1 protein-coding gene is annotated in these 317 nt (G+C 48.3%); it reads left to right on the plus strand.

Annotated features, from left to right (window positions below):
* The coding region (locus tag A3751_RS12830) for an ATP-binding cassette domain-containing protein (protein ID WP_156492430.1) at positions 1-317 on the plus strand (317 nt) is incomplete at both ends.

The raw sequence follows: 317 nt of genomic DNA on the forward strand, positions 1-317 counted from the left end.
AAGGAACTCACCGTTTTCGAATGGATGTCTCAGTGGAAAACCGCCAAACACAATGACCTTGCCGTTCGAGGCATGCTTGGGCGGATGCTCTTTAGCGAAGACGATATTAACAAGAAGGTTGCGGTGTGTTCTGGTGGCGAAAAGAACCGACTCATCTTCGGTAAGTTGATGATGATGGAACTCAACGTGTTAGTAATGGATGAGCCAACGAACCACATGGACATGGAAGCGATCGAGTCACTCAACGAGGCGCTTAAAGCCTTCGATGGCACCTTGATCTTTGTGAGTCATGACAGAGAGTTTGTTTCTTCGCTCGC

The sequence above is a fragment of the Oleiphilus sp. HI0080 genome (assembly GCF_001635135.1).